Annotated in this window: 22 protein-coding genes; 8 read left to right on the forward strand and 14 right to left on the reverse strand. The window is 44.4% G+C overall.

Annotated features, from left to right (window positions below; all coding sequences use genetic code 11):
• Positions 1 to 63: 63 nt before the first annotated feature.
• The 3 genes from nth to IE165_RS11250 form a co-directional block, all read right to left on the reverse strand.
• Complete coding sequence (gene nth, locus IE165_RS11240) at positions 64 to 726, reverse strand: endonuclease III (RefSeq protein ID WP_189626706.1); 663 nt, start codon at positions 724 to 726, stop codon at positions 64 to 66.
• A gap of 67 nt (positions 727 to 793) precedes the next feature.
• Positions 794 to 979 carry a hypothetical protein gene (locus IE165_RS11245; protein ID WP_189626707.1) on the reverse strand — a complete coding sequence of 62 codons (186 nt, stop codon included), beginning with the start codon at positions 977 to 979 and terminating at the stop codon, positions 794 to 796.
• A 73-nt stretch (positions 980 to 1,052) separates the two neighbouring features.
• A complete protein-coding gene (locus IE165_RS11250) occupies positions 1,053 to 2,675 on the reverse strand; it encodes a S8 family peptidase (RefSeq protein WP_189626708.1) in 1,623 nt (540 codons plus the stop codon).
• A gap of 111 nt (positions 2,676 to 2,786) precedes the next feature.
• On the opposite strand from IE165_RS11250, the gene IE165_RS11255 reads away from it, so the two are divergent.
• On the forward strand, positions 2,787 to 4,937 hold the full coding sequence (locus IE165_RS11255; protein ID WP_189626709.1) for a S9 family peptidase: 2,151 nt from the start codon (positions 2,787 to 2,789) through the stop codon (positions 4,935 to 4,937).
• A 74-nt stretch (positions 4,938 to 5,011) separates the two neighbouring features.
• Here IE165_RS11255 and IE165_RS11260 read toward each other — a convergent pair whose 3' ends face one another.
• Complete coding sequence (locus IE165_RS11260; RefSeq protein WP_229826515.1) at positions 5,012 to 5,203, reverse strand: hypothetical protein; 192 nt, start codon at positions 5,201 to 5,203, stop codon at positions 5,012 to 5,014.
• A 549-nt stretch (positions 5,204 to 5,752) separates the two neighbouring features.
• Between IE165_RS11260 and IE165_RS11265 the strand changes: the two genes are divergently transcribed.
• The 4 genes from IE165_RS11265 to argC all read left to right on the forward strand — a co-directional run bounded on the left by IE165_RS11265 (position 5,753) and on the right by argC (position 9,257).
• Complete coding sequence (locus IE165_RS11265; RefSeq protein ID WP_189626711.1) at positions 5,753 to 6,469, forward strand: GNAT family N-acetyltransferase; 717 nt, start codon at positions 5,753 to 5,755, stop codon at positions 6,467 to 6,469.
• A 51-nt stretch (positions 6,470 to 6,520) separates the two neighbouring features.
• Complete coding sequence (gene argG / locus IE165_RS11270) at positions 6,521 to 7,705, forward strand: argininosuccinate synthase (RefSeq protein WP_189626712.1); 1,185 nt, start codon at positions 6,521 to 6,523, stop codon at positions 7,703 to 7,705.
• A 2-nt stretch (positions 7,706 to 7,707) separates the two neighbouring features.
• Positions 7,708 to 8,157, forward strand: coding sequence for a GNAT family N-acetyltransferase (locus tag IE165_RS11275; protein WP_189626713.1), 450 nt, complete (start codon positions 7,708 to 7,710; stop codon positions 8,155 to 8,157).
• An 80-nt stretch (positions 8,158 to 8,237) separates the two neighbouring features.
• Positions 8,238 to 9,257 carry an N-acetyl-gamma-glutamyl-phosphate reductase gene (gene argC, locus IE165_RS11280; protein ID WP_189626714.1) on the forward strand — a complete coding sequence of 340 codons (1,020 nt, stop codon included), beginning with the start codon at positions 8,238 to 8,240 and terminating at the stop codon, positions 9,255 to 9,257.
• A gap of 71 nt (positions 9,258 to 9,328) precedes the next feature.
• Here the strand turns inward: argC and IE165_RS11285 are convergent, their stop codons facing one another.
• The 5 genes from IE165_RS11285 to hemA all read right to left on the reverse strand — a co-directional run bounded on the left by IE165_RS11285 (position 9,329) and on the right by hemA (position 15,684).
• Positions 9,329 to 10,141: a hypothetical protein gene (locus IE165_RS11285; RefSeq protein WP_229826516.1), complete on the reverse strand. Its 813-nt coding sequence runs from the start codon at positions 10,139 to 10,141 to the stop codon at positions 9,329 to 9,331.
• Positions 10,142 to 10,215: 74 nt separating this feature from the next.
• On the reverse strand, positions 10,216 to 11,529 hold the full coding sequence (hemL, locus tag IE165_RS11290; protein WP_189626716.1) for a glutamate-1-semialdehyde 2,1-aminomutase: 1,314 nt from the start codon (positions 11,527 to 11,529) through the stop codon (positions 10,216 to 10,218).
• 186 nt (positions 11,530 to 11,715) lie between these two features.
• Complete coding sequence (hemB, locus tag IE165_RS11295) at positions 11,716 to 12,693, reverse strand: porphobilinogen synthase (protein ID WP_189626749.1); 978 nt, start codon at positions 12,691 to 12,693, stop codon at positions 11,716 to 11,718.
• A 56-nt stretch (positions 12,694 to 12,749) separates the two neighbouring features.
• Complete coding sequence (hemC, locus tag IE165_RS11300) at positions 12,750 to 14,339, reverse strand: hydroxymethylbilane synthase (RefSeq protein ID WP_189626717.1); 1,590 nt, start codon at positions 14,337 to 14,339, stop codon at positions 12,750 to 12,752.
• Positions 14,340 to 14,442: 103 nt separating this feature from the next.
• The gene (hemA, locus tag IE165_RS11305; protein WP_189626718.1) at positions 14,443 to 15,684 is read right to left on the reverse strand and encodes a glutamyl-tRNA reductase; all 1,242 of its coding nucleotides are present in this window, start codon (positions 15,682 to 15,684) and stop codon (positions 14,443 to 14,445) included.
• A gap of 290 nt (positions 15,685 to 15,974) precedes the next feature.
• Between hemA and IE165_RS11310 the strand changes: the two genes are divergently transcribed.
• Entirely contained in the window at positions 15,975 to 16,397 is a 423-nt protein-coding gene (locus tag IE165_RS11310; protein WP_189626719.1) for a hypothetical protein, read from the forward strand.
• Between the two features lie 83 nt (positions 16,398 to 16,480).
• Here IE165_RS11310 and IE165_RS11315 read toward each other — a convergent pair whose 3' ends face one another.
• From IE165_RS11315 to rbfA, 4 genes are read right to left on the reverse strand one after another with little or no spacing between them, the layout of a single operon-like run.
• Positions 16,481 to 17,131 carry a DUF8465 domain-containing protein gene (locus IE165_RS11315; protein ID WP_189626720.1) on the reverse strand — a complete coding sequence of 217 codons (651 nt, stop codon included), beginning with the start codon at positions 17,129 to 17,131 and terminating at the stop codon, positions 16,481 to 16,483.
• Between the two features lie 23 nt (positions 17,132 to 17,154).
• Positions 17,155 to 18,231, reverse strand: a complete 1,077-nt coding sequence (locus IE165_RS11320; RefSeq protein ID WP_189626721.1) for an aminotransferase class V-fold PLP-dependent enzyme — start codon at positions 18,229 to 18,231, stop codon at positions 17,155 to 17,157.
• Positions 18,221 to 18,877 (reverse strand): leucyl/phenylalanyl-tRNA--protein transferase, encoded by a 657-nt coding sequence (gene aat / locus IE165_RS11325; RefSeq protein ID WP_189626722.1) that lies wholly within the window; start codon positions 18,875 to 18,877, stop codon positions 18,221 to 18,223. Before aat ends, IE165_RS11320 begins: the two co-directional genes overlap by 11 nt.
• Positions 18,878 to 18,903: 26 nt before the next feature.
• Positions 18,904 to 19,275, reverse strand: a complete 372-nt coding sequence (gene rbfA, locus IE165_RS11330; protein WP_189626723.1) for a 30S ribosome-binding factor RbfA — start codon at positions 19,273 to 19,275, stop codon at positions 18,904 to 18,906.
• A gap of 585 nt (positions 19,276 to 19,860) precedes the next feature.
• Between rbfA and argH the strand changes: the two genes are divergently transcribed.
• Positions 19,861 to 21,192 (forward strand): argininosuccinate lyase, encoded by a 1,332-nt coding sequence (gene argH, locus IE165_RS11335; RefSeq protein WP_189626724.1) that lies wholly within the window; start codon positions 19,861 to 19,863, stop codon positions 21,190 to 21,192.
• Between the two features lie 12 nt (positions 21,193 to 21,204).
• Here the strand turns inward: argH and IE165_RS11340 are convergent, their stop codons facing one another.
• Positions 21,205 to 22,269 (reverse strand): aldose epimerase family protein, encoded by a 1,065-nt coding sequence (locus IE165_RS11340; protein WP_189626725.1) that lies wholly within the window; start codon positions 22,267 to 22,269, stop codon positions 21,205 to 21,207.
• A 244-nt stretch (positions 22,270 to 22,513) separates the two neighbouring features.
• Between IE165_RS11340 and IE165_RS11345 the strand changes: the two genes are divergently transcribed.
• Positions 22,514 to 23,860, forward strand: a complete 1,347-nt coding sequence (locus tag IE165_RS11345; protein WP_189626726.1) for a deoxyguanosinetriphosphate triphosphohydrolase — start codon at positions 22,514 to 22,516, stop codon at positions 23,858 to 23,860.
• Positions 23,861 to 23,967: the final 107 nt, after the last annotated feature.

Genomic DNA, 23,967 nt, shown 5'->3' on the forward strand with positions numbered 1-23,967 from the left:
TAGTACTTACATATCAAAATTACAATTTATATTTGAGATCAACAATTTATTTTACTAATAATGTTAGTCTTTTTTTTGTTCGTGTTTTGCTGACAGGGTTGCATAGTATTTGCAGAAATAGGTAATGGGGCAAATTTCACATTTCGGTTTGCGTGCCAGACAGATATACCGCCCGTGCAATATCAGCCAATGATGCGCAATAGCAATCGTATCTTCAGGTAAGTATTTAATCAACTGTTTCTCTACCGCTAGGGGCGTGGTGGCTCGGCTGGTTAGTCCTAGTCTATTGCTTACGCGAAATACATGGGTATCTACGGCCATCGCTGGCCGGTGGAATACCACCGATGAAATCACATTAGCCGTTTTGCGTCCTACCCCGGGGAGTTTTACCAAATCTTCGACTTTCTCTGGCACTTCACCTCGAAATTCCAACAAAAGCTTTTGTGCCATGCCCAAAAGGTGTTTGGCTTTATTATTCGGATAGCTCACAGACTTAATGTACGAAAAGATCTCTTCCACACTACTTGCTGCCAATGCCTCGACCACGGGAAACCTTTCAAAAAGCGCCGGCGTTATCTGATTGATTCGTTTATCTGTGCATTGTGCAGAGAGAATAACTGCCACCAACAGTTCGTACGGATTACTGTAATTTAACTCGGTTTGTGCATCGGGGTTATGCGTAGAAAAGTACTTGACAAATTCCCTGTATCGCTCCTTTTTTAACATGAACAAAGATATTCAAAACTCCTTACAAAAAACAAAGTCTCTAATTTTGTTTAGAGACTTTGCCATGTTACTTTTTTAAGCTTTTCGAGTAATGCAAGATCTTGTCGATCGTGTGCGCGCTTGGTGATTTTTCCAGTTTTGAAAAACTGGACCGTAAATGTTCTTCAAAGATTTCATCGCTCTGATCCACCATAACCACCGTCGTTTCGCTTAATTTCGTATCATGCTCATCTTGTGTAAAGTGTTCTACCATAAGCCTTTTATTTAATTAAGTTATATATAGAACGCAAGATAGAAATATATATTATATAGATTTTAACATTTTTTTACTTTTCTGATTGGACGCGTTTTTCAGCCTCTTCAACTGCATTTTTCGCGTTTACAATACCTCCACTGACGCTTATTTCAGCTAAAAATACTTTTTTTGGAGCACCTTCTGCTTGCACCTTTACTTTTTCATCCACCTTGGTGACTGATTTTAAAATAATATCTTTCACTTCCTTGGCCGAAAGCTGGGGGTAATACGAGCGCAGTAAGGCAGCTAATCCCGCCACCACAGGGGCAGCCATGCTCGTTCCATCCTGTTCTTTGTAAGTTGATTCAGGCATCGTGGAGTTTATCTTCACGCCGGGGGCGAATACATCGACCGACTTGTAGCCGTAGTTGGAGAAACTCGCCAATAAGTCGTCATCCAAGCCCGATGATGTTGCACCAACCGTGATCCAATTTGTGGCTTCACCCACAATTGCGCCCAGACTATCCGTGTAGTACTTCATTGGATAGTTGTTCACGATATCATTGTCTTTCGAGTCATTGCCCGCGGCGTGTACCAGCAAAACGTCATTTTCTTCGGCATATTTAACCGCTTCATCGACTGTCTTTTTGTTGTATACATACCCTTTTCCAAAGCTCATGTTAATAACTTTCGCTCCGTTGTCAACCGCATAGCGAATGCCATTGGCCACGTCTTTGTCTCGCTCGTCACCGTCGGGCACTAAGCGTACGCCCATGATCTGCACATTATCGGCTACGCCGTCTATGCCAATGCCGTTTTTACGCTTCGCGGCGATAATACCTGCGACGTGTGTCCCATGATCCGCATCCGGTCCTTTTATATCGGCATTTCCATAATATCGTTCGCTCGCATCGTCGTAGTTGTCGCCTACAATGTGGCGCGGGTCATACGACTTGTTCAAATGATACTCGGTTTGTGCACTGAAATATTTAACGCCATCCTCCAGGTCTTTGTAAAACTTGTCGAAAGGGGTATTGGAAAGTTCACGCTTCGCCATGCGAAGAGCCATCTTCTGCCGGTCGGATGTAGCGGTAAAATTGTCGAAATCCTCTTTCGTGACATCTTTCACGTCTTTACCCATCTTTTTAACCATGGCATCGACTTCTTCTTTCAGGCGTCCATAGTTGATGTTGCCAAAATTTGCTTGATCCAGTTTGCTGGTATAGTCCCCAATCATTTTTTGGTAGGCCACAAACTCGCGACGTTCTGCCTCGCTCAATGGTGTTGAAGGTAGTACAGAGATATATTTTGGTTCATAGACGCGAATCAATCGTGTTACCTCCAAATTATCGTAATGTACGTTTTCACCGTTCGCATTGCCGATGAAGTTCCATCCGTGCAGGTCGTCGATGTAGCCGTTTCCGTCATCATCCTTGCCGTTTCCTGCTTTCTCTTTTGCATTGGTCCACATAACATCCTTTAGATCTTCATGCTGGTAGTCAACACCTCCATCTAGAACCCCAACGATTACCGGTGTGGATGTACGACCTTGCAGGAGCTCGTAGGCTTTTTCCGTGCTGATACCACGGACACCGTCTGTTTGATAATCCAAGTTGTACCAATTGGCCGGATTTGTTTTTTTTGTTTGTGCATTGCCAAAAAAAGAAAGTAGGCTCAAGCCCAGTATGGCGTAAAATTTCATTGTCTCTATCATATGTTTCTGTTTAGTCAATAACAAATATAATGCAACTACCATGCAGATGTTGTTAAAAAAACATAAATCCATATTCTTTTTACATTAACTTTAGCTTTAAAATACGTGCTGATGTATAAAAAATGGAAGTATATGATTATTATTGGCGCTATGGCAATAGCATGTTCCGATAACAACATCAATCATTTGGCGTCTTGGCCAGATGCTACTGCTCCTGTAGCAGCAAAGAAACCGTATGTCCGAGTGATGCATGGAGATACCGTTCCTGATCCTTATTACTGGATGAATGATTATTTCAAGAAGGGCCCCGACTCTACCATGGTGCTCGAGTATCTAGAGGCGGAGAATGCCTACACGGCTGCCATGCTGAAAGACACGGAAGGACTGCAGGAGCGACTATTTCAGGAGATGAAAGGACGCGTCAAAGAAAAAGACGAATCTGTACCGTATTTAAAGAATGGGTATTATTACTATACTCGAACAGAGGAGGGAAAGCAATATTTTAAATTCTGTCGTAAAAAAGGTCATCTTGAAGCGCAAGAGGAGATTCTGCTCGATGTTGATGTGCTATCCGAAGGTCACCCCTACTATGCAGCAACCGGCTTTTCGGTGAGCCCCGATAACAAGTTGCTCGCTTTCGGCGTAGATACAGTCTCCCGGAGGGAATATACGATATATATTAAAGATTTGGAGACAGGTGCGTTATTATCGGATCGGATTGACCGGACGGAAGGAGAGGCCACTTGGGCCAACGACAGTAAGACCTTTTTTTATACGTCCAAGAATCCCGTTACGCTGTTGAGTGAAAAGATAAAGCGGCATCGGCTCGGTACAGCCACGAAGGGGGATGCAGTGGTGTATGATGAGAAAGACAATACAAACTATATCGGCGTGGATAAGTCCAAAAACGGCCGGTATATTATGATCTATTCAGGTGGTACACTATCTTCGGAAGTCTTTATATTGGATGCTAATACGCCGGAGGCGGCCTTTAAATCTTTTCAGCCTCGACGAAAAGACGTGTTATATTCGGTAACAGCGCTCGCAGATCGTTTCTTGATTTTGACCAATGATGGCGCGAAAAATTTTAAGGTAGTCGAAAGCCCTTTGGATAAGACTACAAAAGATCATTGGAAGGATGTCATCCCGCATCGTGCAGATGTTCTGGTAGCAGGACTGGATGAATTTAAGGATTTTGTCGTGGTATCAGAACGTAAAAATGGACTTACACAAATGGCCGTACGTTCGTTAAAGGACAATAGCCAACATTATTTGGATTTCGGGGAGCCTGCGTATACAGTTTATCCCAGTGTCAATGAAGACTACGATAGCCAAGTGGTTCGCTACGGTTACACCTCCCTTGTGACACCTTCATCGACATTTGATTATAATATGTCTACGCGGGAAAAAACCTTGAAAAAACAGCAAGAAGTGGTCGGGGGTTACCATGCGCAAAATTATGTTACGGAACGGCAGTTTGCTACGGCTGCTGATGGAACTAAAATTCCGATATCATTGGTGTACAGGAAAGGCTTCAAAAAAAATGGAGAAGCTCCGTTATTGCTTTATGCGTACGGCTCTTATGGTATGTCCATGGATCCTACCTTTAGTTCTTCGCGCTTAAGTTTGCTGGATAGAGGTTTCGCGTATGCCATCGCCCATATCCGTGGAGGAGAAGAAATGGGTAGACAGTGGTACGAGGATGGAAAGATGATGCACAAGAAAAATACATTTACCGATTTTGTGGACTGTGCGCGATTTCTGCAGAAGGAACGCTTCACCAGCTCGTCGCACCTTTATGCCCAAGGGGGTAGCGCTGGCGGCTTACTGATGGGGGCGGTTATCAATCTTTCGCCTTCGCTTTGGAATGGTGTTGTTGCTCAGGTTCCTTTTGTCGATGTCGTCAATACCATGCTGGATGAATCGATTCCATTGACAACCAACGAATATGACGAGTGGGGTAACCCCAATAGTAAATCCGCATACGACTATATGAAGTCTTATTCTCCCTATGAAAATGTCGAAGAAAAGGAATACCCAAACCTCTTGGTGACCACCGGCCTGCACGATAGCCAAGTGCAATATTTTGAACCGGCAAAATGGGTGGCGAAACTTCGTGCAACCAAAAAGGGTGACAAGGTGGTTTTATTGAAAACGGATATGGATTACGGACACGGAGGCGCGTCGGGTCGTTTTGATTATTTGAAAGATGTAGCGCTGATTTATGCTTTCCTTTTCAAATTAGAAGGAATCACTGACTAAGAAACCACAGATAAGCGGATCGAACGTCATGTTGTCCTTCAAGCACAACGTGGCGTTCTGTTCTACTGCATAGGTCAATCGAGCTGAAGCGAATCCGATTTATTTTCCCTTTCGATCTCACGAGCATCGATTTGATGTTGTTGGTAGTTTTGTAAGGCTACCTTACTGGCCTTTTGGGAAACAATAATGCCAATAATCGCAATGATGGTTACGATAGACAACCCCCAAATGTATTTTTTCTTGTCCTGCTTAACAAGCCAGTACATGACAAAAATGTAGGGCACAGCGAAGAAAATATAAAAGATAATGCTAGGACCGACCATGCTATATGACTTAAAATTTGGTACAATATTACACAAATAGATAGACTTATAAAACTACAACCGTCAAAGGCAAGCAATTTGGTCGCTTTTGAACCTTTCATTCGATAATGCGTCTTATTAGTATATTGGTGATGAGTGGCAAAGGTTAATGGTTTTTTAATAAAAAAACTATGCACTAATTGCAGAAAAGAAAAAAATTATTTTTTACTTTTGCGCAGTCTAAGGATTGAAAGACAGCTAAATGAAACGAGTTAATGCACATGGGACTTGTCTGGTACAGCTTCACAAGAAGCGTGTAATGGAATTTCTATATGGCAAAAACATGTTCAGTTGTCCGGTTTTAAGGCTACGACGACCTATTCTGCCTCGAGCTTGATCTGGAGGCAGGCTACTTCCACAATGATGATCGCCCAGCTCGGTGGTCCCCTCGATCGTTAAATATTAAGCGTTTAGTAAAGCATCTCGGTGCAAAATAATAGGTCAACATTTCAGATGACACTTTCAGATTTTTTAATTATTCCAGCTACGGCTGCACACACGGATTACGCGGATGCAATTTGCGACGAAATGTTCGAATCTGCGAAAGCTAGGGGAACAGGAATTGCACGTCGTAAGCCGGAATATGTAGCCCGTAAAATGGAAGATGGGAAGGCGGTCATTGCTTTACACAAAGACGGACGGTGGGCTGGTTTCTGTTATATAGAAACGTGGAGCCATGGTGACTATGTCGCCAATTCTGGGCTAATTGTCAATCCGGAGTTTCGAAAAGTCGGGTTAGCGAAAGCTATAAAAAAGCGTATTTTCGAACTGTCCAGGGAAAAATATCCTCAGGCCAAGATTTTTGGATTAACCACGGGATTAGCCGTGATGAAAATCAATTCGGACCTCGGCTACGAGCCGGTTACCTATTCGGAACTTACACAGGACGAAGAGTTTTGGAAAGGATGCCAGTCTTGCGTGAATTACGATATTCTCGTTAGCAAAGAACGTAAGAACTGTATGTGTACCGCCATGCTTTGGGATCCGGTTGAAAAAGAACGGGAATTGAAAGAAAAAATCCAAAGGCGTGCGGAGGCGAAAGAAAGACTGGATCGTATCGTGAAGAAACAGTCATTACTTAAAAGGATTGAAGCAAAATTGTGGAAATCATCAAGGAAAATTGTTGCAGCCGTCTTTCCGGTAGGGACAGGAATCATAAAGGGAATATAATTTTGTAAATTTGAAGCTAGTCATTAGCTTTCATAATCCATATTTAATAAAATGAAAAAAGTAGTATTAGCGTTTAGCGGTGGTTTGGATACATCCTTTTGTTGTATCTATCTGACTAAAGATTTAGGTCTTGAAGTGCATTCGGTCGTGGTAAACACCGGTGGTTTTTCCGAAGAGGAATTGCAAGCCATTGAAAAGCGTGCCTACGATTTGGGCGTCAAGTCACACCAAGTGATCGATGAAACGGAAGATTACTACCGCGATACGATTAAATACTTAATTTTCGGTAATGTATTAAAAAATGCGACTTATCCGCTTTCGGTGTCTGCTGAGCGGGTTTGCCAAGCGACGGCCATCGCAAATTATGCTAAGCAAATCGGAGCCGCATGTGTGGCTCATGGATCTACCGGCGCCGGAAACGACCAAGTACGTTTCGATATGATCTTCAATACGTTGATTCCTGGTGTGGAGATCATCACGCCGATTCGTGACCTTAAACTCTCCCGGGAGGAGGAAATCGAATATTTGGCGAAACACGGTGTGGAAATAAATGCCGAAAAAGCTAAGTATTCCATTAACAAAGGGCTTTGGGGAACGTCTGTGGGCGGGGCGGAAACACTTACCTCCAATCAATATCTCCCAGAGTCAGCGTGGCCCACGCAAGTTTCTTCCACCGAGCCGCAGCAGGTAACGATTGATTTTGTGCAAGGTGAACCTATTGCGTTGAACGGCAAAGAGCTAGGCGCGGTGAAAGTCATTCAACAGCTTCAAGACTTGGCACAACCTTATGGCATCGGTAGGGATATCCATGTCGGCGATACGATTATCGGTATCAAAGGCCGTGTAGGATTTGAGGCGGCAGGACCGCTAATCCTTATTAAAGCGCACCATACCTTAGAGAAGCATACCTTGACCAAATGGCAATTATCGTGGAAAGACCAAATCGCTGGTTTCTACGGTAACTACATGCATGAAGGTCAAATGCACGATCCGGTCATGCGCGATATTGAGGCTTTCTTGAGTTCTTCCCAGCAGGTAGTAACCGGTCGTGTCACGGTAGAGCTACACCCTTACCGATTTGTTGTTATTGGCATTGAGTCGGATCACGACCTGATGTCTAATAAATTCGGAAGCTATGGGGAAATGAACGAAGGCTACACAGGTGATGATGTAAAAGGATTTGCCAAAATATTTGGTAACCAAACAATAATTTGGCATAAAGTCAACGAAAAATAAGCATGATCGTACGTATATCCTTGGGCGAGCTGGAAGACGTCGTTCCTCTATTTGACGCTTATCGGGTGTTCTATAAACAAGATTCTGATTTACGACGCGCGCGACAGTTTTTGCAGGCACGCTTGTCAAAGGAGGAATCGGTGTTGTTTGCGGCCTACCAGAATGGCAGAGCCATTGGATTCACGCAGCTTTATCCGACGTACTCGTCGATGCGGACAGCAAAAAACTGGATACTGAACGACCTTTACGTAGACCTGCCTCAACGTAGGCAGGGTATAGGTGCACAGCTAATTGAAGCTGCGGCGCAATTTGCAAAGGAGGAAGGTGCTACTTTTTTGAGGCTCTCGACGCAAATACAAAATACAACGGCGCAAAGTCTTTATGTAAAAACGGGGTTTGGGATAGAAGATCCGGATACGGAGTTTCTGACATATAAAAGGACAGCGTTATAATAGGCCGTAAGGGCGGTAGCCGGAGCGGGCTAAGCAGAGGTTCTATCTTTTCTTCTTTGGGCTATATAAACACATGGATAATGAGTAAAATTAAAGTAGGTATCATCGGTTCGGCAGGTTACACGGGAGGAGAGTTACTCCGACTCTTAATCTATCATCCTAATGTGGATATTGTATTTGCCAATTCAGCCTCAAACGCGGGGAATAAAGTGTACGAGGTGCACAACGATTTGCTTGGAGAGACAGAAATCACTTTTTCTGCAGACTTCCATAACGAAATTGACGTGTTATTTTTGTGCGTGGGGCACGGTGATGCACGTAAGTTTTTGCAGGCAAATCCCGTCGCGGAACGGGTAAAGATTATCGATCTTTCGCAAGATTATCGGTTGAAAGCGAATACAGCGTATCAGGATAAACATTTCATTTACGGTTTACCGGAACTAAATAGGGAAGCGATCCGCGAAGCACAGTACATTGCCAATCCCGGTTGTTTCGCTACGAATATACAGTTGGCTTTGCTACCTTTAGCGCAAGAGAATTTGCTGCCCGACGCAGTACATGTCAATGCCACTACAGGCTCGACAGGAGCAGGGCAAAAGCCGGGCGCGACAACGCATTTTTCGTGGCGCAACAACAACTTGTCCGCCTACAAGTCTTTCGAACATCAACATCTTCAGGAAATTTCCGAATCTTTGGATCAGCTGCAAGCCGGTTTTTTACCGTTGTCGGAAAAATCGCTTCTGACACGTGCTGCAGAGAAAATTCATTTTGTGCCGCAGCGCGGTGACTTTACACGTGGCATCTTCTCGGCGATCTATGTTGAATCTCCGCTGCGTGAAGACGAGGCTTACCACCTGTATGAAAGCTACTATCAGCAACATCCTTTTACCTGGATAAGCAGGGCAAATATTGATCTAAAGCAGGTGGTCAACACCAATAAAAGTATTATACACCTAGAGAAGCACGGCAACCAGCTGTTGATTTTAAACGCCACGGACAACCTGCTCAAGGGTGCCTCGGGACAGGCGGTGCAAAATATGAACCTGTTGTTTGGTCTCAATGAGCGTGCGGGATTAAATCTGAAAAGCGTCGGCTTTTAATCCATGTTTGAAAATAAAAAAGGAGATCCACGCATGGCGTGGATCTCCTTTTTTATAGCAATAATCTTGCTTTATTCGGCGCTAAGATTAATTTTACGCTCTACCGAAACGTTATCACCTGTTACGGCATTACCATCTTTATCTACCAATGACAATTTAACGGTAGTCTCGCCCATAGGAAGGTTTAAAATTTCGTAAGGCACCCACTGATCGAGTGTAAAATCTTGTCCATTGATAGATGCTTTGACTTTATGTCCGTCGGCAGACAACGTGCCGTTGGCAACAAAGAAGTCCAACAACAGCGCTTTGGTATCTTCACCTTTATAATCACCTTTCGGGCGACTGTAGAAGAGCGCAATATCCTTGGGAGCGGCCTCCTCCATTAATTTCCCGTCTGCATCGATCTTAAATTTGATTAATTTGTGTGCTTCTGGGGTCTTGATCGCTTCATGATAGGAACGCGATAAGAAGGACATTAAGTAGTGCTCGGAATTCAACGGCACCATAGCCGTATGTTCCGGCTTGTACAACGCAGCGTACGGTTTGTTGTCTAATATAAAATGGATATGTTGTCCTTCATGCGAGTTGGCCATATGGTGGTCATGCTCTGTTTGTTCGGTGAGCGTAAAGTTGCTCACATCATATTTAACCGTAATCTTCGCCGAGTCAGCGCCTACCTTTTCCGAAGTGATCGAAGCGATCTTCAGTGTTGCTCCTGGAAAATCTTTCGAATGCTGTAAGGGGTTTACGGCAATAGCGCCAGCTGAATCAGCCAAAGCTGTAGAATCTGTGGTTTCTCCTTCGCTATTCTTCGTCGTCTGATTACAGGATACAATCGTTGCGGATACTGCAAGAACTGCTAGAGCAGTTGTCAATGTCTTCATTTTCATATCTTTTGATTTGAATGATTTTATGTATTCACCTGCTAAATAACAAAGCTGCGTCCAAAAAGTTTTATTTATTGAAAAACGATATCCAATGCCTGCTTGATTGCTTGAATGGTAGTTTCCAAGTCTTCATTGGTATGTGCACTGGAGATAAAGCCCACTTCGTAGCCTGAAGGGCCGAAATATACGCCTTGATTTAATAAGGCGCGGTGCATAACTTTATATTTCTCCATCGATTGCGGGTCAATTTGGTCGGCACGGCTTATACGTTGCTGTGTGGTAAAAGCAAACCAAAAAATGGAGCCCACCGTGAATATTTGCACATCGTAATGTTTATCGGCTATATAGCTTTTCAACGTTTGGACAAATGCTTTTGTCGTCTGTTCTTGTTTCTCGTAAAATCCCGGTGATGCAAGCTGTGATAGGGTAGCTATGCCGGCAACCATGGCAATCGGATTTCCGGATAGCGTGCCCGCTTGATAAACGCCGCCGTCCGGGGAGATGTGTGCCATGATTTCTTTCGAAGCGCCATATGCGCCGACAGGCATGCCGCCACCGATAATCTTTCCGTAGGTAATGATATCAGGCTTAATGCCGTAATGGTGCGCAGCGCCTTGAAACCCTACCCTAAATCCGGTGATAACCTCATCAAAAATTAAAAGAGAGCCATGCTTTTCGGTCATCGTTCGTAAGAACGCCATATACGCCTTATCTTGAAGAAGTAGCCCATTGTTGGCGGGGATACCTTCGATAATAACCGCGGCAATCTGATTCGGAAAACGAAGGAACACTTCTTCCACGGCCTTTTTGTCGTCGAGTGCAATGACGATTGTTTCCTCGGCGAAAGATTGGGGAACGCCTGCGGAAGATGTCTCGCCGAACGTGACTAACCCCGATCCGGCCTTAACCAACAGCGAATCAGAGTGCCCATGGTAACAACCTTCAAACTTTACAATTTTATCGCGCTTTGTATATCCTCTAGCCAGTCGAATCGCCGACATCACCGCCTCGGTACCAGAACTAACAAAGCGGATTTTTTCGATATAGCTGTTGTTGCTCAGGATTAGTTCGGCAAGTTCGTTCTCCAAGCGCGTGGGTGCGCCAAAGCTTAACCCTTTATCCAACTGGGCAGCCACCGCCTCGCGGATTGCACCGTTGTTATGTCCTAGGATAAGCGGACCCCAAGAACAACAAAAATCGATGAACTTGTTGCCGTCAGCGTCCCAAACGTAAGCTTGGTCGCCACGCTCGATAAACAACGGCGTTCCATATACGGATTTGAAAGCCCGTACAGGGGAGTTTACCCCTCCCGGGAAAAATTTTTTTGCCTTTTCAAATAGCTTTGCGGATGTAACCCTTGATATATCTTGGTGTGCTGTTGTCATAGTCTGAAATGTAAGCGGCTAAGTTATCTATTTTTGACAAACAGACCTTCATTTTTTAGTCAGTATTTGCTTTAAATAGATATGGGCTTTTTTAATAACTTGAAAACGGATTAGCGTGTCTACGCCCGATCCATGCATGAAAGCCCGAACCAAGCATGAAAAAAGTACGAAATGCAAATGCTCAGTTTATGCCTTCAGCCATTCCTTTTCCAAAACTTCTTTCGCGTGGTAGGTTAAGATGGATGTCGCACCGGCTCGTCGAAAGCTCAACAATGTTTCCATAATTGCTCTTTCTTCATCCAGCCAACCATTCTTTACGGCTGCTTTAAGCATGGCATACTCTCCAGAAACATTATATACCGCTATCGGTAGATCAAAGTTGTCATGGAGCAATTTCACGATGTCCAAATAGGGGAGTCCGGGTTTTACCATCAGGAAATCGGCTCCTTCCTCCATATCTAACTGCGCCTCAATCAGTGCCTCCCGGGAGTTGGCCGGATTCATTTGGTAGCTCTTTTTGTCGCCGGCTTTCGGGGCCGAGTTCAGTGCATCTCGGAAAGGGCCATAAAAAGCTGACGCATATTTCGCCGTATACGACATCAACGAAACGTGTTTAAAGCCATGTGCGTCCAACAGTTGTCGTATATAACCGATCCGCCCGTCCATCATATCTGACGGAGCGATAATATCTGCGCCTGCTTCCGCATGGGCCAAAGACATTTTTCCCAGTATCTCCAACGTTTCATCGTTCAGGATCTCGCCATTTTCGACAATCCCGTCATGGCCGTCAGCGCTATAGGGGTCCATCGCAACATCCGTGACGACACAGGCTTCCGGAAAATTTTTCTTTACCGCCTCGATAGCCCGTAGGTAGAGGCTTCCTTTTTTGTAGCTTATGCTGGCGTATTTGTCTTTTAAGGAATCATCGATATTTGGGAATAGATCGAAAGCACGTAGTCCGAGCTTTAGGCAACTTTCAACTTCGCGCAGTAAGTTATCGATCGAATAGCGGAAAATCCCAGGCATGGACGATACTTCGGTTTTCTGCCGTTCCCCATCCACGATAAAAAGTGGAAAGATCAAGTTCGATGCCGATAGGTGGCTTTCCTGAACCATATCTCGAATAACCGTGGATTTTCTGTTTCTTCTTGGACGTTGTAACATCGTATGATAAGCTTTTATAAATAGGAAAGAGAGCAACCTCTGCTCTCTCATTGAAATTAATAGTTTAGTCCGAACACTGCTTCGGACAGTCCGATTTCATCTGGAGTGAATGGTAGCCTGTAACGTAACCCCATAGCTTCGATACTTTTGGCCGTAGAATGGCCTATACAAATGATTTGTTGCCCTGGCTCTACAAGATTATCTCTAAAATAGGCCTCCACATTACTTGGACTTGTAAAGATCAATACATCAGCATTCGACTTATCCACATTCTCTTCCAGTACCGTTTCGTAAATCGGCATATCTATTACCTTGGTTTCCGGGGTCAACGCCTGCTGTATAGAAAGTAGCGAATCTTTTGCTCGCGGGATGAAAACGGTCTGACCATCTACGAGCTTTGCGAATTCTTTCGCGATGTCTGTAGTTTTTATCCCCAAATTGTCTCCGGAAAAGTCGGCGACGCGGTCATACTTGCGCAATGCATCTTCGGAGCCTCTTCCTAACACAGCGAGTTTTGTGCGTTTCAGGATTAGCGGATTTAATTTGAAGAAGTGGTCGATGGCATTTTTGCTGTTGAAAAATATCCAGTCAGCGCGTTTTAGTATAAAGGAATCCAACTTATTGATTGTGGGATATATTTTGATCAAGGAGCGTGCATCAATTTGCACCCCGTGTTTGGCAAGGTATCGACCTAAGTAAGAGTTATCATCTAGATCGCGCGTAATAAACACACTAGATGGCATCTTACGCCCCTTTTGGAATTTAGAAAATATTTGCTCTGCCATACCGGCTGTACTGTCGGAATGTACATAGAGTCGGTCAGGAAAATCTTCGTTATCTTCAGCTATGGATGTCCAAGCTTCAAAACCTCCGTGTTCTGCTTGGCGACAATAGCAGCCCAACGGGGCATGGCATCCTCCATCGAACATGTTTAGCACCTTGCGTTCTACACCTATGGTGGCCGCTACATCTTGGTTATGTATGGCCTGCAGGCTATGGAAAAGCTCTTCATCCGATTCACGGATTTGAATAGCAAGCACGCCTTGTGCAGGAGCTGGAATCACTTCGATAGGTGCGATCTCCTCGATGTGGAAATCAGAAAGATCCATGTCGATTCGCGCGACACCTGCCTTAGCCAACACGATCGCATCATACTGTTCGTCGCGCAGCTTTTGGATCCTAGTTTGAAGGTTGCCCCGCAAATCGGTGAATTCTAGGTCAGGTCGCAATGATAGCAATTGGGCTTTACGTCGGTTTGAGGAGGTGCCCACCGAAGCGTTGTGCTTCAGCGATAAACGTTTCTTGATGTCTACACAATCCTTATGGATGATGATGAGCTCGGCGGGATCTTCCCGCTCCGAAACGGCTGCGATAATGAGTCCCGGAGGATTTACTGTAGGTAAGTCTTTATGTGAATGAACAGCAAGATCTATTTGAGCAGATAGCAACTCTTCTTCCAGCTCTTTGGTGAAAAAACCCTTCCCTTCGAGCTTGTCTAGCCGCAGATGCTGTATGATATCTCCTTGGGTTTTGATTATTTTTAATTCGGATTCTATACCAATTTCTGCAAGACGTGCTTTGACATGATTGGCTTGCCATAGCGCGAGTTGACTACCTCGGGTCCCAATAATTAGTTTTCTGTTCACTCCTGATATTTTTGTGTTGAAATACGTGCAAATTTAACCAAATAGTCGTACAATCCCGACTTACATTGTCAGAATTAGGCTACAATTTGAACGAAGAAAGCGATTAATTGATTTCCGATTGGGAATTTTTTACGAGAATTTCTTTTGCCATCAACATAGGAACTTTGATGTATTTCTTCTCCATGTAGTTGATCACCTTCTCCAAAATTTCGCGTGCCTGGGGATCAAGCTTTTGAACGTCTTGCGCGAAGACTTCATTAAGCGCAAAAGACCGAATCTCTTTGATCTTCTCGGGCACCTCGCGCATGGCAACTTCCACACGACGTTGCTTTATTAGCGGAAGAAACTCCTGTATATTCTGCTGTATGATAGCATCTGCGCTCTCGAGCTCGTTGTAACGGTCTTGCTTGTTCTTTTCCGCAATGGCCTGTAGGCTGCTCACTTCAATGTAATGCATGGGGAAATTAGCGACTACATCAACGTCTACATCATTTGGCACAGCGAGGTCAACGACCACTTTTCGGTCGGTCTCGCCATGGAGCAGCATCTTGTAAAGATGCACATCGATAATCGCTTCCGGAGATCCGGTACAGACGATCATCACATCAAACCCTTTTTTGTAGCTCCCTAAAGCAGAAAGCGGATACGCTTCCGCATGCAGTTCCGCAGCCAATTTTTCGGCATTTGCCAGCGTTCGGTTGAACACTACAAAATTGGAATGTTGATGTTTTTTCAAGTATTTCGCTAAATGTTGATTGGTCTCTCCGGATCCGATTACCAATATACGAGCGTTTTGAGGGAGTTTTGTTTCTTTAAGCTTTCGATAAGCCAAGGAAACAACGGATATCGGATTGCGGGAAATGTTTGTGTGGGTGTATACTTCTTTTGCCGTTTTGACTAAGCGATCCATGACCAATCGAAGATAGTCTCCTGTAAACCCAGCCTCTCTGCAGCGCTCATAAGCTCTACGCACCTGCGACAGTATTTCTTTCTCGCCTACCACCAAACTTTCCAGTGAGCATGACATTCGGAAAAGATGCGTAAGCGCATCCATTCCCGCGTATCTGGTTACTTGTCCCAAGTAACATTGCAAGCGCTCGCTCGGAACACAAAAGTTCATCCGATGCATGAAATTTGCGATGAATTCATCGTTCAGTTCATGGGCACCAGAAAAAACAAACTCCACACGGTTGCACGTCGCGATGTAAAAAATCTCCGGAATATCCAACGTATTCTTTAGGTTAATTAAGCGTTCTTCCAACTCTTCGTTGCAGATGACCAAATTGCCCAAGTCTTTTAATTCGACATGCTTGTGGGTAAATGCTATAACTTTTAAATTCTTCAAAGCTTATCTTGCTCAATAATTTCTCCCTGCAAATGTAGATGAAAGCAAAGGTTTTTCTGTCAAAAATCTGTCAATACGGTGAATTTAGAATCATTTTAAATAATGTTAAAAAAATGTTAATTAGCTCATTTATTGGTTATTACAAAAGCGCTGTTTAGTTAAGGTAACCTAAATCATCTATTGGGCAAATGCAAAACGAGGTAGACAACATATTTTTCCATCATATTTTCAATAAAGTGTTGTAAAATGGGCAAAGATTTCTAAATCTTTGCATAGAAAATATTGCAACGATGTACATTCTCCGAAAACCTATGGCCTTGTTAGGCATCTTTATCTCAGCGCTTGCGCCGCTATTTCTTCCATTTTTGAAGGTGCCGATCAAGGGAAATTGGAACCTGTATCAAACTGATGCTAGTTTATTTTACATCACATACGGCTTGTTGGGGCTCTGTGTTTTTGCGTATTTTCTGCGAAAGGTATCGTTATACCAGCTTAGTACAAAGATTTATTTACTATGGTGTGCATTAGGCTTTGTGGCCGTCTACTTTAAGATCAACAATTATTTTGGGATGAAGTTTGTCGATAATCTGTTGTCGGTAACCCTACACCTTAAGTGGGGCTGGTTTTTCCTTTTCGCGGGTGCGTTTGTGCTGGTGCTGTCGGTAAAGAAGTCTACCGTTGATTTGGAAAAAAATGTGAAAGAGGTAGGTTAACTATACGCTTTGCGCGCCAACAGGACGTATGCCCGTGCGAATGAGTTTCCGGCGGGCATATGTCTTTTCTACTTGCAGCTACCTTATCGCCTGTTGGGACGATGGCTGATGAAGTGGTCCTTCAATTTATCCACTCCAATGTTCTCCTCAGGTTTATCAAGTTCGAAACGCCATACTTTTGCTTCCATGATAGGGTCATGCTCTTTCGATTGGATCAAGTCCAAGGGTTTCACGCGAAACGCCTTGCTGATCGGTTCGGTAGAAAGGTTTGCTTGTGTGCTATGGCGCAAGATCTGTATGTCAAAGTTTGGCCATTTGCCCATACTGCTGAAATTCGCCGTGTAGAATTGTATGAAATCTTGCGACGATATTTTTTCGGCAAATAAGCCTGTTGTTTTATTTCCACTGCGCTCGCCAATGCTGACCAACAGTTCGAATGAGCTATGGTTGATTATAAAAAACTTCGCTAATCCATCACGCTGCTCACCATCCACACCTAGATAGATGCCTCGTTCCACAAACCTTTGATTGCTTGCCGACGAACTACGGGGCGACTCGTCGTCGTCTGCGCGACGCATATTCCCGTGGACAAGGGTGATTTTACTGATCAGAACGGGTATTTCAAAGCCGGATTCGTCCGTTACGCCAACAATTTCGTTTTGTTGGAACGAGGTGATATGCCCTTCGATTGGTTCATCCACAAAACGAACCAAGTCGCCAATTTTATATTTCATATATCGTATTTTCTTTTAATTAATTAAAAACGGTCAATGAGCTGTAATAAGCGGTGCAGGTCATCGACTGTGTTATACAGATGTATACCTATTCGGATCCCGCTTCCGCGCGGAAAACACTTGATGCCGGCCTCCATGAGCCGTGGGTAGTGGGTTGGCGAAACCTGTATATTGATTAAGTTCGATCGAACTGTCCTGGCTGTCACTTCCGGGAGAAGCAATTTTCGGTTAGCCAGTTCTTGATGGGCCATCTGCGCGATCGCCGCGATGTGTTTCTCAATCCTGTCGAAGCCAAGTCCATGCAGAAAGGCCAAGGACTGCCCGAGCGTACCATGGCTTAACGTGTCCTGATGTCCGGGTTCAAAAAAGGTCTGTAGCAATGACTTGCCCGCCCACATGCTCTCCTTGGGAGGCGCTATTTCGCCCGCCGTATCGATCAGAAATGAGATGAATTGCTCGCTCAATAACAAAAAACCATTGCCAAATCCAGATAAAAGCCATTTGTAACCACTGCACCCGACTGCGTCAAATCCGGATTCGATGAAAGAGAATGCTTCGGTTCCAAGAAGCTGCGTGCCATCTCCGATAATCAGTAACCCCGGAAATTCCCGCTTAAGTTCCTGTATGAAATTTAAATCTACTTTTATCCCGGAGATATATTGCACTATGCTTAGCGCCAATATGTCTGGCTTGAATTGCGTAATTGCCGTACGGATGTTCATCTCCAATTGGGCACTGACATCAACGGTTTGGTAAGCAAATTTACGACTAATGACTGGGTAATTGAGTGACGGATAGTCATCCGCTAGTAGTAAGAACTTTGTTTCTTTAGGTAGTCGATCAAGCAACGTATTGTAACCGAACGAAAAGTTGGGGGTACAGAACACCTGTTGCACGTGGGCTCCAAACACCTCGGCAAGCTGGGCGCGAACGCTATTGATCGTATCGGCTTGCTGATCGCGTAACGTGCTGTTCAGGTCAAAAAATTGGCGTTCCCGTTCAGCCCGCCACTGCTTGGTTTGCCTTGGTAAGATGCCATTACCCGGTGTATTTAGGTACGTAACATCAGATGGGATATCGAAATATTCTTTAAAAGGCATGGCGTATAAGGTCTTGTTGTTGCAAAATTTGATAATACGTATCGGCTGGTATAAGCTTGGCGCCCATAGATGCCAAGTGATCGGTGTATACTTGGCAGTCTATCAGTTTAAAGTCCATCTGTTGGCAGAGATAAACCAAGGCAAGTTTGGAGGCATTGGCTACATGGGAAAACATGCTTTCCCCACAAAACACTTCACCTACTTGTATGCCATATAATCCCCCGACTAAGGTGCCGTGCGCGTCATACGTTTCGATACTGTGTGCAAAGCCCAAGTCGTGCAGATTTATATACGCTTTTTCCATATCCTCTGTAATCCAGGTTCCCTCTTGCCCAACACGCGCCTTGCTTGCGCATTGGGCAATGACCTCTGGAAAGCAGCGGTCTACGGTGACGTGCAGTGCGGTGTTCCGCATAAACTGGCGCATACTTTTTTTAACATTGATTTCCGTTGGGTATAAGACGAAGCGTTCGTGCGGCGCATACCAAAGGACAGGACTATCTGCTGTATACCACGGAAATATACCGTGCGCATAAGCCAATAACAATCGCTGCGGAGAGAGATCACCACCGATCGCTAATAATCCGTCCTCATCCGCTTGTGCAGGATGTGGAAAAGCCAATCGGTCGTCTAGTCGGTAAGGCATCGTTCAAAAAGTAAAAAAACCAGATGCTAATCTGGTTGTCTTGGTTCCTTACTGATTTCATCAAACAACTTATCCATATGTTCGACATACTCATTGGTGTCGTCCAAGAAAAATTCGAGTTGGGGCACAATTCGTGCCTGGTTTTTTATCCGCGTTCCCAATTTGTAGCGAATCTCGTTGGTCTTGCTCTGAATGTTGGCAAGGTCTTCCTTGGCTGTCTTGGTGTTCAAGAAACTAAGGTATGCCCGCGCTATAGCCAAGTCCGGAGTCATCCGGACACGCGTCACAGTAATAAAGGCACCAGGAGCCCACGCGTTGCCTTCGCGCTGGAAAAGTTCTGCAAGATCCTGTTGTATTACCCCGGCAAATCGTTGTTGTCGCTTACTTTCTGTTCCCATAGCTTTTTTGTTTTAGGCTTAAAAAAATGAATAAAGTGGCCTGCTATCTATTACAAAGATATAAATTAATGCGGACTACACACTAAAAGAAAAAGCGTATCACAGGTCGAGATACGCTTTCAGAACAAAATTAGTTTATAAATGGTTAGCTGTATTTTTTCAAGATTTAAGACCTTCGTCTATCACATTTTAGTTCGTTTAGCTTTGGTAAATAAAGTGTAAGTATAAACTCACTGCCTTTATTTTCTTTCTTCCATTTTCCCCTTACTTCTACAAACATAGGTATATAATAGATTCACGCAAAGAGTTTTTTTAAAAAAAAGTGAGTAGTCACTTTTTTATTGTGTTTAAGGCAATTTAAGCCGGTTTATTCATTTTTGGGATATTTTAAATCATGATGCTCCTATGCGTCTTTGGAAGACGAAGCTGTTCAAATTGTCGAAAGCCGGTTACGCTCCCGATGCAAAAAATGCGTGATTCGGAAACGGCTATCTGTTTATTTGGTAAAGAATATTAAATTTGGGCTTGGAAAGAACGTGAGCAATAGCTTTCCCTTCGAATAAATTAGCATTAAACCATATAGCAATGAAGATTTGGCAAAAGAATATACAGGTAGATAAATTTGTGGAAGCATTTACTGTCGGCAACGATCGCGCAATGGATCTGCAGCTTGCCGCAGCGGATGTGTTGGGCTCGCTTGCGCATACGAAAATGTTGAATGCTGTAGGGCTTTTGCCAACAGCTGATCTGGCGGCCGTGCAGACTGAACTTAAGCATATTTATGCCGACATTACGGCAGGCAGATTTGCGGTCGAGGATTCGGTCGAAGATGTGCATTCCCAAGTCGAGATGCTATTAACGGAAAGGATCGGGGAAGCGGGCAAAAAGATCCATTCAGGACGCTCCCGCAACGATCAGGTATTGGTGGATCTCAAACTTTACTTCCGGGCAGAAATCGAACATCTCGTACTATCGGTCGAATCACTGTTTGAGAAGCTCATTGCATTGAGCGAAGAACATCAATCTATTCTTATTCCGGGCTATACGCATCTGCAGATCGCTATGCCATCATCATTTGGTCTGTGGTTTGGTGCCTATGCGGAAAGCTTGGTCGATGATCTGGAGCTGCTTAGAGCAGCGTGGAAAATATGCAACAAAAACCCATTGGGGTCCGCCGCGGGATACGGTTCTTCGTTTCCGCTGAATCGGACACTGACCACCGAACTATTGGGGTTCGACGATTTAAACTACAACGTAGTCTATGCACAAATGGGACGTGGAAAAACCGAACGTACTCTGGCGCAGGCCATGAGTTCGATCGCTGCAACATTAGCTAAATTTGCCATGGATGTGTGTCTGTTCATCAACCAGAATTTCGGATTTATATCATTTCCCGCCCACCTGACAACGGGATCAAGTATTATGCCGCACAAGAAAAATCCAGATGTCTTCGAATTGATCCGTGCCCGATGCAACAAAATCCAGGCTCTACCCAATGAAATTGCGTTGATGACGACAAATCTACCGTCCGGCTATCACCGCGATCTGCAATTGTTGAAGGAGAACCTGTTTCCATCGTTTCAATCGTTGAACGAATGTTTGGAAATTGCAACATTTATGTTGGGACATATTGATGTTAAAGAAAACATCTTAGACGATCCGAAGTATGATTACCTTTTTAGTGTAGAGGTTGTCAATAATGAAGTGTTGCAGGGAATTCCCTTTCGAGAAGCCTACCGGAACATTGGGCTGGCCATCGAAAATGGAACGTTCAAGCCAGCAAAAGAGGTTCACCACACGCATGAAGGCAGTATCGGCAACTTGGGCAACGACCAGATCGTGCGCATGTTCAACGAGGTCAAAGCCTCTTTTGGCTTTGAGAAAGTGCGACAAGCACTCGATACCTTGATTCAATAAAAAAGGAGATGTTTACACCTCCTTTTTTATTGAAAACCGATAGATGGTCTGCGATTCCAATACCTCTCCTGGGTGTAGGATGGTAGACGGCAAACGCTCTTGGTTCGGACTATCCGGATAGTGTTGTGTTTCAAAACAAAATGCGGTTCGAGGAAAATAGACCCCACCGGATTTTCCGCGGTCATTTCCGGTCAGGAAATTCCCGGTATATAGTTGTACACCGGGTTCCGTCGTCAACACGTCCAATCGGATGCCCGATAGGTCCGAATAAGCTGACGCCGCAGGGGTAGCGAATGTTTGGGTGTTAACAAAGCTGTGGTCGTAGCCATTGCCCATTCGCAGCTGTTCCTCTTCATCATTGATATCTTCCGCAATTTTTTTCGGTGCCCGGAAATCAAAAGCACTATGATCAACTGGCATCGCTGCTCCAAGCGGGATTTGCTGTTCATCAATCGCGATAAAATGATCGGATGGGATATGAACGACGTGCTGCAGGATATCGCTATGTCCTTCCCCGTTCAAGTTAAAGTAAGCATGATTGGTGAGGTTGACAGGCGTAGCGCTGTCAGTCTCGGCCTTGTAACGGATCAAGATTTCGTTTGCATCGCTTAGCTCATAAGAAACCCGAACTTTGAGGTTGCCAGGAAAACCTTCTTCGCCGTCAGCAGAAACATAGTAAAAATCCACTTTTTTTTCTAAAGACACTTGTCTATCCCAAACTTTGGAATGAAAGCCGTTAGGTCCGCCATGCAGGCAGTTTCTCCCATTGTTTTGTTGCAGCACATAGGTTTTGCCATCCAGCTCGAATTGACCGTTGGCAATGCGGTTTGCATAACGCCCAATCGTTGCGCCATGATAAGGTTCATCTGCCGCGAGGTATTCCTCGATACTATTAAATCCAAGCACGACATCTCGCAAGTCTCCAAACTTGTCGGGCACTAAGACGCTGACGATACGCGCGCCGTAGTCGGTAAACGCAACTTGCATACCCGATCGGTTTTTCAGGATAATTAAGTGCGTGTTTTTGCCATCGATTTTATGTTCGAAATCTGCTGGATGAGGAAGTTGGTATATCATGGTACTTTTCAGGTAGTTTTTTTTAAAAATACGCAATACAGCTGATAATGAAAAACAAAGTGTTAAAAGTCGTTACCTGTGTATAAACTTCATGTCGTTAGCAGTTCACTATCAGCTTTTTTTGTATGAAAAAGGTGGGGTAGTCGCATGGCACGACTACCGCTAGGCGCTTTATGCGAAAGAGATTTTCCTGTGTCCAGTTTAGAAATCTTATATTTGCTGTCTCACAAAATCTACAGTTTACATGAATTGGAAACAGTTGCTGTCTGCAAAGCGATGGGGTTACGAACATCGGGAGGTGAGCGACCACTTGGATGCTCGCTCTGAATTTCAGCGGGATTATGATCGGCTGATTTTCTCGTCACCTTTCCGGCGACTACAAAATAAAACACAAGTCTTTCCATTGCCGGGAGCGGTTTTTGTCCATAACAGATTGACGCATAGCTTGGAAGTGGCCAGTGTTGGGCGCTCGTTGGGCAGGCTGTTTTACAACCTCATGAAGAAAGAGAATCCGGCCATCGATACGGAATATCCGTTTTTGCAAGAGGTGGGAAACATCATTTCTTCCGCTTGCTTATCGCATGACTTGGGTAATCCGGCTTTTGGACACTCCGGTGAAGCTGCCATCTCGTCTTATTTTACAGAAGGAGGCGGACGTAAGTATCAAGAGCACGTGACGCCAAAGGAGTGGGCAGACTTAACGCACTTTGAAGGAAATGCTAATGCGCTACGCATCTTGACACACCCGTTTAACGGAAAAGATAAAAAGGGCTACGCATTAACTTATGCAACGTTAGCATCTATCGTCAAATACCCCTGTGCGGCAATAGATGGCCATATCCGTACAAACCATCATCGCAAGAAATATGGCTTTTTTGAAGGCGAAGCTGAAAGTTTTAAACAAATAGCCGAGGAGCTTGGCCTAGAGAGAGATCCAACAAATAAGAATGGATACCTCCGACATCCACTAGTATATCTTGTGGAAGCTGCGGACGATATCTGCTACAATATAATCGATCTGGAAGATGCGCATCATCTAAAGATACTTTCCTATAGGGAAGTGGAAGAACTCTTGCTCCCTTTGTGTGGTGGTGAAGACCTCCGTTCGCGACTGGATGGGTTAAGCGATACAGGGAGCAAGGTCGAGCTGCTCCGCGCGAAGGCGATCAATACACTTATTCAAGGCTGTGCGTCGGTATTTGCCAATAATCAAGACAAGTTTTTAGCAGGAACTTTCGAAAGTGCATTGATTGATGCGTTAGAGCCGCCCATCGTCGAACAGATGAAGAAGATCTCGAAGGTGTCGGTGGCGCAGATTTACAATGCGCCTACCGTGGTGCAAATCGAAATTGCAGGTTATAAAGTGATGAATGCACTTTTGGAGGAATTTGTACCCGCCTATTTGAAGACCAACAAAACGATGTTCGATAAGAAATTGGTTGCGATGATTCCAGAGCAATTTCATACGGACAGCAATCAGGCCTATGCGAAGATTCGAGCTGTGCTCGATTTTGTGTCGGGTATGACGGATGTGTACGCTGTTGACCTCTACCGAAAGATTAAGGGTATATCCATTCCTTCGCTAGATTAATGAGGTACAGCGTGAATTTGTTGTTACGGCTGATAGCCTATTTTTGGTTTAGCCATTAAGGTTTTGACAGTTCGGGTGGAGACGCGACATTTACATGATATTTTTAC

Source organism: Sphingobacterium griseoflavum, assembly GCF_014653155.1.
GTDB lineage: Bacteria > Bacteroidota > Bacteroidia > Sphingobacteriales > Sphingobacteriaceae > Sphingobacterium > Sphingobacterium griseoflavum.